At 46.2% G+C, this 13,187-nt stretch carries 14 protein-coding genes; 1 reads left to right on the plus strand and 13 read right to left on the minus strand.

Annotated elements, in window-relative coordinates; genetic code table 11:
• Positions 1–43 precede the first annotated feature (43 nt).
• From ACYQ2L_RS13010 to ACYQ2L_RS13070, 13 genes are all read right to left on the minus strand, one after another.
• Positions 44–1,921 carry a V-type ATP synthase subunit I gene (locus tag ACYQ2L_RS13010; protein WP_460056452.1) on the minus strand — a complete coding sequence of 626 codons (1,878 nt, stop codon included), beginning with the start codon at positions 1,919–1,921 and terminating at the stop codon, positions 44–46.
• Positions 1,918–2,520, minus strand: a complete 603-nt coding sequence (locus ACYQ2L_RS13015) for a V-type ATP synthase subunit D (protein WP_460056455.1) — start codon at positions 2,518–2,520, stop codon at positions 1,918–1,920. Before ACYQ2L_RS13015 ends, ACYQ2L_RS13010 begins: the two co-directional genes overlap by 4 nt.
• 22 nt (positions 2,521–2,542) lie before the next feature.
• A complete protein-coding gene (locus ACYQ2L_RS13020; RefSeq protein WP_460056457.1) occupies positions 2,543–3,853 on the minus strand; it encodes a V-type ATP synthase subunit B in 1,311 nt (436 codons plus the stop codon).
• Positions 3,853–5,592: a V-type ATP synthase subunit A gene (locus ACYQ2L_RS13025; protein ID WP_460056460.1), complete on the minus strand. Its 1,740-nt coding sequence runs from the start codon at positions 5,590–5,592 to the stop codon at positions 3,853–3,855. Before ACYQ2L_RS13025 ends, ACYQ2L_RS13020 begins: the two co-directional genes overlap by 1 nt.
• On the minus strand, positions 5,589–6,158 hold the full coding sequence (locus ACYQ2L_RS13030) for a hypothetical protein (protein ID WP_460056462.1): 570 nt from the start codon (positions 6,156–6,158) through the stop codon (positions 5,589–5,591). Before ACYQ2L_RS13030 ends, ACYQ2L_RS13025 begins: the two co-directional genes overlap by 4 nt.
• 12 nt (positions 6,159–6,170) lie before the next feature.
• The gene (locus ACYQ2L_RS13035; protein WP_460056464.1) at positions 6,171–6,785 is read right to left on the minus strand and encodes a hypothetical protein; all 615 of its coding nucleotides are present in this window, start codon (positions 6,783–6,785) and stop codon (positions 6,171–6,173) included.
• Between the two features lie 103 nt (positions 6,786–6,888).
• Positions 6,889–7,287, minus strand: coding sequence for a hypothetical protein (locus ACYQ2L_RS13040; protein ID WP_460056466.1), 399 nt, complete (start codon positions 7,285–7,287; stop codon positions 6,889–6,891).
• Entirely contained in the window at positions 7,287–7,916 is a 630-nt protein-coding gene (locus ACYQ2L_RS13045) for a hypothetical protein (protein ID WP_460056468.1), read from the minus strand. The genes ACYQ2L_RS13040 and ACYQ2L_RS13045 overlap by 1 nt, the downstream gene beginning before the upstream one ends.
• A gap of 81 nt (positions 7,917–7,997) precedes the next feature.
• Positions 7,998–10,385, minus strand: a complete 2,388-nt coding sequence (locus ACYQ2L_RS13050; protein ID WP_460056471.1) for an endonuclease MutS2 — start codon at positions 10,383–10,385, stop codon at positions 7,998–8,000.
• Entirely contained in the window at positions 10,385–11,317 is a 933-nt protein-coding gene (rsgA, locus tag ACYQ2L_RS13055) for a ribosome small subunit-dependent GTPase A (RefSeq protein WP_460056473.1), read from the minus strand. Before rsgA ends, ACYQ2L_RS13050 begins: the two co-directional genes overlap by 1 nt.
• On the minus strand, positions 11,314–12,135 hold the full coding sequence (gene murI, locus ACYQ2L_RS13060; RefSeq protein ID WP_460056476.1) for a glutamate racemase: 822 nt from the start codon (positions 12,133–12,135) through the stop codon (positions 11,314–11,316). The genes rsgA and murI overlap by 4 nt, the downstream gene beginning before the upstream one ends.
• 7 nt (positions 12,136–12,142) lie before the next feature.
• Positions 12,143–12,418: a hypothetical protein gene (locus tag ACYQ2L_RS13065; RefSeq protein ID WP_460056478.1), complete on the minus strand. Its 276-nt coding sequence runs from the start codon at positions 12,416–12,418 to the stop codon at positions 12,143–12,145.
• Between the two features lie 190 nt (positions 12,419–12,608).
• Entirely contained in the window at positions 12,609–12,848 is a 240-nt protein-coding gene (locus tag ACYQ2L_RS13070; RefSeq protein ID WP_460056480.1) for a hypothetical protein, read from the minus strand.
• A gap of 111 nt (positions 12,849–12,959) precedes the next feature.
• On the opposite strand from ACYQ2L_RS13070, the gene ACYQ2L_RS13075 reads away from it, so the two are divergent.
• Positions 12,960–13,178 carry a hypothetical protein gene (locus ACYQ2L_RS13075; RefSeq protein WP_460056482.1) on the plus strand — a complete coding sequence of 73 codons (219 nt, stop codon included), beginning with the start codon at positions 12,960–12,962 and terminating at the stop codon, positions 13,176–13,178.
• The last annotated feature ends 9 nt before the right edge of the window (positions 13,179–13,187 follow it).

Consider the following 13,187-nt stretch of genomic DNA (forward strand, 5'->3'; position numbering starts at 1 on the left):
CTTTTGGAAGAATCTAGTATCTGTATGTACCGACAGCTGTCGGCTAACTTCCACTGATTTGGTTTTTTTGTAATACATTCTCCTGCAACTGAGGAGATCTTGCCTTGAATGGTTTAAATAATTCTCCTGTCCACTCCATGCCAAGTGCACCAGAGAATTCCAGCATATTCAATCGTACTCCGTGGACAACGACTGAAAGTGCAGCCATGAAAAGATTGATTGTATGTCCAACAAAGATTATAAGCCCTCCGGCAATGAAACCGGCGGCACCTGAACCCAGTGCCTGTGATGCATCCAGGCCCATTGCATTGAAGCTCTTGGCTATCTCTATAGAGGCCAGTCCGACTGCAAACAGACGGATGTAGGACACGATATCAGAAAATCTGCTGACGCTGGATAATGCATTTGTCATGAGTCCTGCTGTACCCTTTCCAATTCCCTGCAGAAAATTTCCTTCCTGTTCACTGAAAATAGTAACGGAAATGAAACCGCCGATAATAAGATACAGGGAAAATTCTGGAAGGGGTTTTCCCAGGACAACATTGAGTACCAGAAAGAACAGCCCGACAACCATAGTGAGCCACCCAAGTTCGGCTATAGCTTTCAGTTTATGCGGTCCCTGTAATGCCCGTTTTGTATTCCATAAAAAAGCAAGACTGAGATGAATCAATCCGAGGATGAAACAGAACAACTGCACAAACTCAATACTGCGTGGATCAAAACTGTCCAGCATAGGAATGACAATAAGCGAGAATGGCTGCATTTCTTTTATGGGTTCATAGCCGAACCAGTTTCCGGTAATACCGCCCCAGATTACAGTTGCTGCACTAAGCACCATAAAGAGGATCAATCCATCGGCTACCCGACCCTCGCGGCGTTTACTGCGAATAGAAAGCAGTATGGACGCGCTTAACAGAAGACTTCCATAGCCGGCATCGGAAATGATCATGCCAAAGAAAGCTGCGAAGAAAACAAGAAAGAAGGCACTTATATCATACTCGCGGTATCCTGGTACCGTGCCCAGAAGATTGAACACCGGCTGAATAATACGGATCCACCTCGGATTTTTCAGAAGTGTGGGTGGGGAATCGTCTTCATCCGGGTTCTGGATAAGGGCACCCCAGTTTTCTTCCTTTGCAGTGTTCAGAAAAATCCCGGACTGTTCTGACGGGATAAAGCCACTGATTATGCACAGGCTGTCTGCCTGTTCCATCCCGGCGTGTAAACTGGAGAAATCAAGGTATTCTGCCAACAGAGATCGTGCATCCTTGAAAAGAGTATTGTAAACCGAAAATTCCTGCAGTCTTGAGTACAGTTCCTGTTGTTCTTTATCTATTGCATCTATTTCTGCTCGCAGCTCCGCCAGTCCATTTGCCGGAGGAATAAATAACTGCCCGCCGTCCCATGGATCGTCCATTGGCTGCAGAATGGCAGTATAAATATTTCCTTTTTTGCTGGATACGATCCAGGCCTTGATGCTGGCGGGTTTATTTTTCCAGTCTTTGCTGTTGACAATTCGTAGTTCAATTCTGAAACCCTGCTCTGACAAGCCGGAAAGTTCAGTAGGTGAGAAATCACCCCAGGGCTGAAGACGCTCCAGATCGGCAGCATACTTGCCCTTTCGTTCCTGCAGAAGCCGAATTTGATCATTTAGTGATACAACTTCTTTGGCTTGAGACAGAATTTCGTCGAGTCTGTCTACAGTGAAACCAGACAGCATTTTCTGTTTTTTTAAAGCCGCCGGAAGCTGCTGCAGTGCTGTATCAACTGTCTGGAAATTATTCCTGAAAGCATCTACCTGACTGTCTTCCACATCCTGAATCCTGACATGCATCAGTCCAAGCCTGGAAAGCTTTTCGACTGTACTTGTTCTCTCGGATTCCTGAATTATTATGTGGGCTTTTTTCATTTCTACAATCATGATTGAGCCACCCGTTCTACTTTATTTTTTGCAATTTTCCCACGTACGACTGCTGCAGTCTGCTGATCACCGAGGTAAATCCTGATCTGACGAATGTTTTCTCTGGATTCCGGAATTTTTACCTTTTCAAAAAGGTTAACTCTCTGTGTGGTAATGCGCAGTTCCTGTTCAATAAGTCGTCTCTGCTCCTGCAGTACTGCTATTTCAGCATCATAAGCCAGGAGTTTCTGAAGCATGAGAATTCCATCGTCAATCCAGGGCGCTGTAACAAGAAGGTCATGAGTGCTTTCTTCGAACAGCAGTTCTTCGAAAACAGGAATATCGATACCAGCGATGTTGCCTGTAGATGTCTGGAGACTGGTGATATGAACATATTGTTCTGGTTTTGCATCCTCACCGAAAACCGCAATCCAGTGATTGATGGCCTCTTGAATTTCCTGTTTGGCAGCAGTCTTTTCCCGTACTGCAGCCTCGACCTGTCGCAGTACCATCTGAAGCTGCTGTTTTTTAAGGATAAGAGTTGGCAGATACCTCTGAAAGCGCTTCAGCATATCCTTCTGGTTTTTTAATTCATTTTTTGTCAGTTTGACTTTTGCCATCTATCAACCCCTGGAAATTGTTTTATTCTGCCTGTACGGATTCTTTGGGCCAGTATTGCTCAATCAACTTGGATGAAAGACCAGTTTCAGCCGGTGAAAAACACTGCGCAAGGGTTTTCCACCCAAGGTCAAGCGCTTCTTCCAGTGGTATATTCACTGACAGATCCATCATTCTTGCTTCGAACATTTCACCGTATTTCAGCAATTTATCATCCCAGTCCGACATTCGGAAACCCATTGATTTTTTCTCGTTGGTTTCCTTACTGGCAGCATACAGCCGGATCATGCCGTCCATAATAGCGCGGTGATCACTTCTGGTATTATCATTGACAAGCTGTTTAAGTCTTGATAGTGATCCGAACGGCTCAATGCGTCCATTGCGCAGGTAGTACTGACCTTCAGTAATATATCCGGTATTGTCCGGCACTGGGTGGGTAACATCGTCACCGGGCATGGTGGTTGCACCCAGAACTGTAATAGATCCGGCGCCCTCAAAGTCAACCGCTTTTTCATAGCGCGAAGCCAGCTGGCTGTACAGATCTCCTGGATACCCACGGTTTGAAGGTACCTGTTCCATGGTGATCGCAATCTCTTTCATTGCATCTGCGAAGTTGGTCATATCAGTAAGGAGTACCAATACTTTTTTTCCCTGCAGCGCGAATTTCTCCGCTACTGCGAGGGATATATCCGGAACCATGAGAGCTTCTACTACCGGGTCTGCCGCGGTGTGAACAAAAAAGATCGTTCGCGACATAGCTCCGCCATCTTCGAGCTGCTGTTTAAAACCAAGATAATCATCATGCTTGAGTCCGATACCGCCCAGAATAATCATGTCGACTTCAGCCTGCAGTGCGATTCTTGCCAGAAGATCATTATATGGCTCACCGGAAACCGAGAATATCGGAAGTTTCTGACTCTCTACCAGGGTGTTGAACATGTCTATCATCGGGATACCGGTTCGGATCATGTTCCGGGGAATAATTCGGCGTGCAGGATTTACTGAGGGGCCGCCTATTTCAATAAGGTTTTCATGGAGCTCTGGACCGTTGTCCCTTGGCACACCACTGCCGGTAAAAATACGTCCAAGCAGATTCTCGGAAAAACTTACTCTCATGGGATGACCGAGAAAACGGACCTCATCTCCCGTCGAAACACCGCGTCCGCCCGAGTAGACCTGAAGCGATACGGTGTCATTATACAGTCGGATAACCTCGGCCAGTGAAGTGCCGTATTTGCTCTGAACTGTTGCCAGTTCACCATAGCGTACACCTTCAGCTTTTACAGAGATAACGTTACCCGAAATTGACTCAATTTTGCTGTATACCTTCTGCATTATGCACCTTCCTTCATAGTGTACTTGGCTACCAATTGTTCCATTTCCTTTTCACGGGCGTGGTAAGCATCTGACTCCCATTCAGCACCATTGTAGTCCCTGAATTTCTGTCGGAGTTCCGCAAAGAAATTACGGGCTTCGGATTTATCTGTCAGTTTGTATTCTGATTGTAAAATTCTGTACATATGATTAAATACAATTTCCTGCCGCTCTGTGCTTACTGCCTGATCAACCGGATCGAAGGAATTCTGCTGCAGATAGCAGAAGTCAATAAACTCGGACTTCTGGTAGGTTATGTAGTCCAGAAGGCTTGTTCCTTCCTCACCTACTACCTTCATCATCTGCCCGACTTCATTTCCGCGGGTAAGCACATCTCTTGCGTATTCGACCAGTGAGGGTTCGATAATACCTTTGTATTTACTCCAGCTCTCAAGCGGGTGTATGGCTGGATATTTTCTGGCATCTGAACGCTCACGGCTCAGACCATGAAAAGCACCTACCACTTTGAGGGTCGCCTGGGTTACCGGTTCCTCGAAGTTACCGCCTGCGGGACTGACAGTACCACCAATAGTTACAGAGCCTTCAGTTCCGTCATTCAACCTGACTACTCCGGCACGCTCGTAGAACGAAGCAATGACTGACTCCAGGTATGCAGGAAAGGCCTCTTCACCGGGAATCTCCTCAAGACGTCCGGACATTTCACGCATGGCCTGTGCCCAGCGGCTGGTAGAATCAGCGAGCAGAAGTACATTCAGTCCCATTTGCCGATAGTATTCTGCAAGTGTAACACCGGTATATACCGAAGCTTCACGGGCCGCTACCGGCATGGAGGAAGTGTTACAGATGATAACTGTCCTCTCCATGAGGGTTCTGCCTGTTCGGGGGTCAATCAGTTCCGGGAACTCTTTCAGGGTTTCTACAACCTCACCAGCACGCTCGCCGCAGGCAGTTATAATAACGATATCTACATCAGCATTACGGCTTGTCACCTGTTGGAGAACTGTCTTTCCAGCTCCGAAAGGCCCTGGTGTACAGTATGTACCTCCGAGTGCTACGGGGAAGAAGGTATCAACAGACCTTACTTTGGTAACCATAGGCTTACTCGGTTTCAGCCGTTCTTCGTATACTTCAATAGCACGCTTTACAGGCCAGCTGAACATCATGGTGACATCGATTTTTTTTCCACTTTCATCGCTGACAGTAGCTATTTTATCTGTAACAGTGTATTCACCTGCTGATGCGATCGACTCTATTATACATGGACCCTGAATATCAAAGGGAAGCATGATCCTGTGCTTGAAGATGCCTTCAGGAACCGTTCCCAAAGAGTCGCCAGCAGATAATGAATCGCCGGCTTTGAGCAGTGGCGTGAATTCCCATTTTTTCTTGCGGTCAAGAGCATCCAGATAGATACCCCGGTCAAGGAAGAAGCCGCACTGTTCGGCAAGTTCAGGAAGCGGATTCTGCAATCCATCATAGATCTGCCCCAGCAGTCCAGGTCCCAGTTCGACGGCGAGCATGTCCTGTGAAAATTCCACATCGTCACCGACTCCGATACCGCGGGTCATTTCGAAAACCTGAAGTTCTGCCTGATCACCTTTTATACGGATTACTTCTGCTTTCAGCTTTCGGTCATCCACTAATACATAACCGACTTCGTTCAGTGAAACGATACCGTCGACTTTTACAGAAATCATATTTCCGTTTACGCCAATTACTTTGCCCTTCGTGTATGTCATATATTCGCTCCAGAGTCTGTCTTTGGTACATGATGCTGTATTTCTTCCCAGACTGCGTTATAAGCAGCGGTAAAATGTTCAGTTCCTGTTTCCTTGTTAAATGAATTTCTTCGCTCAAGCAATTGCAGTTTGAGTGCATACACAGTCAGAAATCGGATATCAAAATAGTGTCCGACCTGCAGACTGTCAAGGAAAGCCCATCTTGCGTGATCAAGGCTGATCTCGCCTGCAAGGGGGTCATTCTGATTCCGGAAATCCTGTATAGCACGATCAACTTCCGGATCAAAGTCTGCAACTGTATGTTCTCTGTCCTGATTGTTTCGTTTAAGTTTTTTTTCACGCAGCAGCGCAAGGTTTTGCCTGAGAATGGAATCAAACAGTACATATTCCGGAAGAACCGCAGTAGCGGCAGAGCTACCCGATAATGAGATATCGGATAGAATCTGAAATTCAGTCTCATTGAGCCACGGTTCGCAAATTGACAGAAACTCACTGAATGCAGGAAAAGATGTGCCGGCTTCATGCAGAAACGGCAGGCTTGCTCCAACGTTATAGTATTGCTTCACTGCAATACCCCCTTATTCCTGTTCGGCAGCGGCTTTGATCAGCTCTCCAACCGACGAGTTTACCCGTGATGCGAGCAGTGCGCCAAGAGAATCGGCTGAGATTTCATAAAACGCCGAGCCGTCCTTTGCTCCTACCCTGAAGCCATATTTAATTTTTTCAGAGGGATAAATATCCAGACCCTGCTTGAGTTGTGTCGCAAGCTCGGATTTGAGTGATTTCTCGGCAGCTGCAAACATATCATCCGAGATGAATACTGCAAGATCCGATACAGCTTGTCCCTGCCAGTTCTTCATCAGCGCTACTACGGCGTCCTTCAGAATCTCTGCACTGAACTGTGATTTGACGGAATTGTTGACGACCTGATCAAATATCTTTTCGATTCGATTCTGCGTCTGCAGAATGATATCCCTGGCTGCCTGCTGCACAGCTGCAGCCCCAGCCTGCTTGAACTTATCGGCATCTGCCTTTGCGGCCTGCCTGATTTGATCTGCTTCGGCTTTAGCCTTTTCGATTATGGTCTGGGCATTCTGGCGTGATGTCTGCAGTATTTTTTCTGCTTCTGATTCCGCCTCCCCAATGCCGTCCTGCTTGATCTTGTCAATAAGTTCCTTCAGCTGAATATCCATACATGCCTCGCTAGGTTAGATTTTACGGTCATTTCCTCATTGTAGACTAGTGATTGAATGCTTGCAACAGAGTCTTTGTAAATATCTGCAGACATAAGCGGCATTAGAGCTTCCCCAATGTCAAATCGCCTGTGATCTTGAAGACTGGTCCATCGCGTTCAACCCTCAGTTCCCGTTCAGGAAAGAATTCGGGCAGGTGTTGTTCAATAAGAGAAACAGTTTTTAGTTCGATTTCTTCTCTCTTCTCTTTAGGTATATGAGCAAGTGTCGACATGTGCACATTCAGCACATAGCCTCTACCCCTGCTACTGCCGTATCCTGCAGAAAAACTGACTCCGACATTAAACAAGCCGTCTGCTGCAGGATTCGCAGTTTTTCCGCGTGCTGGTCTGGAGGGGTGTAAAGGGTAATCATGCCCATAAAGATCCTCAAGTTCATGATCAATAATGTCAAACATCTCTTTCATCTGTCTGTCAAACTGACGTGATTTCGGATGGAACATTACCAGTGGAACTCCAGCCAGAAATCATCTTCTGAATAAAGAATCTTTTCGACAGGAATGCTGAAAGAAACCCTGCTCCCCGCCTTTTCGTGCTTGATGTCAGGTATAACTCTTGTTATGGCATCCGGTCCAGCAAGACTGAATGTAAGGTTAACCAGTTCTGCGATCTCATCGCTGAAGGGGCCTGGCGGTACATCAAATGCTGCCCCACGCGCTATCAGCAGCGCTATGCCTGTTTTCTGGTCCGCTGCATTCCTGACTTCCCGGGCATCCATGGCCTGGGCCTGGAGGAGCCGCTGTAATGCTTCGAAACTGTCATAGTGAAAGGCAGTTTCGACTATAACATGTGTTTCATTCTCTTTCTGGTTGTATGAATGCAGGGTTACTCCATCAAGCCGACCGATATAATCATCTATATATTCTTTTCGCAGTGAAAGCTGAAGCTGTTTTACCGGAGCTTCAAAGGCAGAAAAGGCGAGCAGCTCCTTAGGGATGCTGTTGGTGGAGAGTAATCTGCCGCTGCCATCACTGTTCAGATCAATCTCTGTATGTATATCCAGACATGCTGTAAACGTAAGTAATATGCCGCAGAGCAGAAAATAAACAACATAATTAGTCTTAATCTTCATAGCGGCTATAGTAGGCATAAATCACTGAAAAAACAAGCAAGCTGATTATAAATTCAGGTTTTGTTATGACTACAGGCAGGATCAGTCAGTAAAGAAAACTTCTGTGCGCCCACTCCCGCCGAGTTCTGGTCGTGAGAATTTATAGCTATCAACAGAAGGGTGGCTTGCAAGGATAGTATGTATTGCTTGCTGCAGTGCCCCGGTTCCTTTACCATGTATTATTGCCAGCATAGTACTGCCGTTCATAATGGCATTATCTATCTGCTGAATCAGTTCATTTTCAGCTTCATGGACACGTTTCCCACGCAGGTCGATTGAGTATTCCATTTTTGTCAATGGAGCTTCGGTCAGGACGGCTTTATTGCTTTTCGGGGGATGATAGACCTTCAGGGATTTATCGCTGTCGCTGATTACTATGAAATCATTTTCGTGCATGGTAAGAGTAATACTGCCGATCAGCACCCTCCATTTTCCTGTGCCGGCATTTCGCTGAATCAGACCTTGTTTTCCATTACTCAGAATTTTTACTCTTGCACCTTCAAAGGCCGGATTGTGAAAATCTTCCTGTGTCCGGGCACGAGACTGAAGCTGCCGGGTATCATCTCTGGCTCTTTCAATGTCTGACTCTACAGCTTTGAGACCGTCTCTGACCTCAGCAATAAGTTTGCTGTTCAGTTCATTTTCGCGGATAGATCGTATGAGTCCTTCAATAGTACTTCTTCCTGCCGCAAGCTGATTCTGCAGTTCATGGATCTGCCCTTTCCGTACCTCGGCTTCTCTCTGAAGTAATGCCTGGCGCTGTTGCTCTATGTTCTCTGCGCGGGACTGAAGTTCTGACTGCTGCTGCTGCAGCTTGAGAGTATTCTCGGCCAGATTCTGCTCTTTTTCTGCAAGCCGCTTCAAAAGTGCCGTGGTGCTGGTCTGTTGAGAGCTGTAAATGCTGCGGGCTTTTTTGAGAACAGATTCGGGAAAATCCATGGCTTCGGCTGTATCCAGTGCATGACTGCTGCCAGGTAAGCCTGGAACTACAGCATATGTTGGAGCATGTGTTTCTTCATCGAAGGCCATTGCGGCATTGAAAAAATCATCCCTTGCAAAAGCAAATTCCTTGAGGGACCAGAGATGCGTAGTTATCATTCCCATACAGCCGCTATCACCAAGAAACTCACATACAGCACATGCCAGGGCGCCGGCTTCGTCCGGATCTGTGCCGCTTCCAAGTTCGTCAAGCAGGACCAGGGATTGATGGTCAATATTTTCGAGAATGCTTTTTATTCTTTGCAGATGCCCACTGAAGGTAGACAGAGCGCGTTCAATTGATTGTTCATCACCAATATCTGCAAATATACGTGAAAATAAGGGAAGGCAGCTTCCGGAAGCCGCCGGAACCGGTAAGCCTGTCTGATGCATGGCTGCGCAGAGACCAAGGGTTTTTAATGCAACGGTTTTTCCGCCGGTGTTCGGACCTGACAGGAGAAGAAAGCGTGAAGGGTCAGTATCAATCTCCAGACTGATCGGGACAGCCTGTTTCCCCAGCAAGGGATGCGCAGCCATAATGAGTCTGATCGAGCTGTTCTGCTGTACAGGTAGCCAGTATGCGTTATGCTGAATTCCAAAGCGGGCACGGGCACAGCGGTCATCGATCACTGCGATTTTTTTCTGTAGTCTCATCAGCGCTGGTCTGCATTTGTGAATAATGTCACTCAAGCGCCTTAGTATTTTCTGAACCTCTATCTGGTATGCCGATTGCTGTTCACTGACTGAATTGTTTGCTTCTACGATCTCGGAGGGCTCAAAAAACAGGGTGTTGCCGCTTGCAGATCTGGTGTGGATTATACCTGAAAGTCGTCCCCGGAAATTTTCCTGGAGCGGGAGTACCAACCTGCCGTCACGCAGTGCGGGTTCATCACTTGTCCATATTTCATGGTATTGGGCGTTTTTAAGATACGAATACGCTGCATGGCGGGCCGCCTGCTCGGCACTGCGGATTTTTCTGGCAATTGACTTGAGTTCAGGTATTTTTTCTTCCATGAGGTTGCCGCCTGAATCAAGATACCTCCAGACAAGCTTTGGAATTTCATCTGGAATTTCTTCTTTCCCTGTACACAGCTCTACTGCCGCATCGGGATTAAATTCTCTGATGTGCAGCATTTCTTTAGCTGCGGTATCAACGAAGTATGCAGCAGCGGCACAGTCCTCCATTTCCAGCATTGAACCCTCAACGCGTGAATCTTCAAGTGCCTTATTTATTTCCGGATAATTGGCAAGTGGATATTCTGTTTCCAGCAAAAGGTCACGGAATACACCTGCTTGTTTCTGAAGAACAAGAAGTTCTGTTTCATCTGTAATAAATGATTGTTCTGCAAGCAGATTCCTACCCTCACTGCTGCGGGCACAGGCTATAACCTGATCGAAGACCTCGTCATATTCGAGTACCTGGAATGCATGTGCGGATTCTCTGAGATTCATTATTCTAACTCCGGTATGGAAAACTGCTTCGTGAGTTCCTGCATATCCTGAATGCAGTTAAGATAACTTGTGTAGCGATCCGTATGTATGTGTCCCGACTCAACAGCTTGCTTGACAGCACAACCGGGTTCATGCCTGTGGGTACAGGTATTGTATGTACAAGCCTGTCCGGCCTCTGCAATTTCAAGATAACCATTGGCTATTTCCGGTATGGAATAACCCATTACGTGCAGCTCGCGTATGCCCGGGGTATCGATTATTTCTGTTCCGCTGTCCGGCTCGAGAAGATCCTTTGAGGTAAGCAGACGTCCGAAATTTGTGGTGTGTTTTCCTCGATTGTGTTTGGCTGAAATTTCCCCTGTTTTCAGAGCAAGCCCCGGGAACATGGCATTGATGCAGCTGGATTTGCCGACACCGGATTGGCCGTAAAATACAGTTCTTTTATTCCGGCAAAGATTCTTCAGTTCTCCTAATCCTGTGTTGTTCTTTGTAGAGGTGAGGATGATCTGATACCCAAGCTTTCTGAAAGTATCAAGCCGCTCTTCGTCCTGGGAATTTATGCCGAGATCAGTCTTGTTTATTGCGATTATGCATGGAATTCCAGTGAGCTCAGCTATAGCAGCACCGCGGTCAAGAAAGCGGGGCCGAAGAGGCGGTTCTGCAACACAGCCGATGAGTACCAACTGATCAACATTGGCAGCAATGGCCTGCATGTTATTGCGCTTTCTGTTCCACCGGACGAGACAGTTTTTTCGTGGCAGTCGTTCTGTGATCAGGTCACCTTCACAAAGAACCATATCGCCTGGAGCAAGAGGATTATAAACATTTTCACTATCCTGAAGCACTTTGCCCTTGATCCGGCACAGGCGGATGAATTCTCCTGATTGAACGGTAAAAATATTATTTATTCCCTGAAGAATAATTCCTGTCATATAGTTATTTCCTGATATGTAAGATGGAATAGATCTGCAATTCTGTTTCTTGCTTCTGATGGAAAGGCAGCAGTGGTGAACCAGTCAGATAAGAGAGACCTATCGTGTGTAGCTGAGTCTGCTTCTTCGCCTGTTGTTTTTGGTTCCGATGCAGTAATTATGCGCTTCAATTGTCTTGTCACTCCTTCCCGTGAATCAATTATAGTAATACTGTCTCCTGATAATCTCGCGAGTTCATCCCGTATATGAAGGAAATGTGTGCAGCCAAGGACAATAACATCACTGTCCCACTCGTGAACCTGCTCCACGAATGGGACAAGGCAATTCAGATCCGGATTGGGCAGGTACAGTTTATGTTCAATGAAATCTACCAGATCACCTGCTGCTATGGTATGCACTTCGGTTTCGACTGCATATCTGGAAATCAGGTCATACAGGTAAGGATCCTCAACGGTTCTCCTTGTTGCGAGCACGGCAATTCTTTTCTTTTTGCTTGCTGCAGCAGCTGGCTTAACGGCTGGAACTACACCGATAAAGGGAAAATCGGGAAAATGCAGGCGCAAGGCTGCGATTGCTGTCACAGAGGCAGTATTGCAGGCGATTACGCAGGCTCTTAATTCGAAATTCCTGCAGCACCATTCCACCACTTTTATAAGTCTTTCAAGAAGCTCAGAGGATGACTTTTCACCGTAGGGGAATCCAGCCGTATCAGAAACATAGCAGAAATGATGTCCGGGTAATTCTTTTCTCATGGATTTCAGATAAGGTAAGCCGCCTATACCAGAATCAAGTACGCAAATACAGGATTTTTTGTTCATGGAAAAATCAGTCTCCAAACAGAGAAGAAAGCTTCTTTCTCGCATCATCAGCTTTATCGTTGCTTTTTCCGGGGCTGATGCCACGTACGCTTTCACCAGGAAGCGGGAGTTGGAAAAAATCACAGAAATTCCCTCTGTCTTTATCGGTAATTTCTCGATCTACTGATTCACGGCATTGATAGGCGGCTGCCGGATCGTAATGCCTGCAGTTAAGACACACATGAAGATCAGCACCGCAGTTCGCGCATAGAGTGCTTCGCCCCAGGGCGATCGATCTGTCCAACTTAGTCCCACAGGAAAAACATTGTGCCATAGTTCATATTACTTTGGCTTTCGACGGCTTGCAAGACCCAGTAATGCATGAGTCTGATCTTTCCTGGCTTGAGTTCGCAGGTGAACTGGGATATTATTGGTAAATGCTGGTATTTTCAAAATGTCGTGACGATGGTTGTCATAGATTCTCGCTCACTGGATCAGAATACTGTTATCGCCATCTCAGTGATCATCAATCCTGTGTCAACAGGATAATGGAAGAGTTGAGCTCTCATACAGAGTTCACCGGGTGGAATTTTTCTGAATTGTCCTTTCTTGATATTTCCTTTGAAAAGAAGAAATTCATTAACTGCAGTTTTTCTCATTGCGTATTTCCGGGATTGAAGTTCACTAATTGTCATTTCGAGACCTGTTTTTTTGATTTTTCTATTTTTTCTCATTGTACATGGGAAGAATGCAGCGTACACAACACGACTTTTGCCGGTACGGATTGGATGAATTCGGAAATCAAGGATTCAACTTTTTTTCAGGCATCTTTCAACGGTACGAATATGAAAAAACAGAAAATACTTTCGACAGATTTATTCCGCTCTACTTTTATTGCTGCTGAACTTGAGAATCTTGAATTTGAAGACTGCAATTTGAAGCGAGTGAATTTCTGTCATTCTGTCAGGGAAAATGTAATGTTTCAGTGGTCAAATGAAATTGAAGCACAGTTTGAAGAAGAAGAACGATCAGAGGCAAGATATCTGCCGATCGGTCAGATATAGGAGTCCCTG

It is taken from the genome of Spirochaeta dissipatitropha (assembly GCF_054657935.1).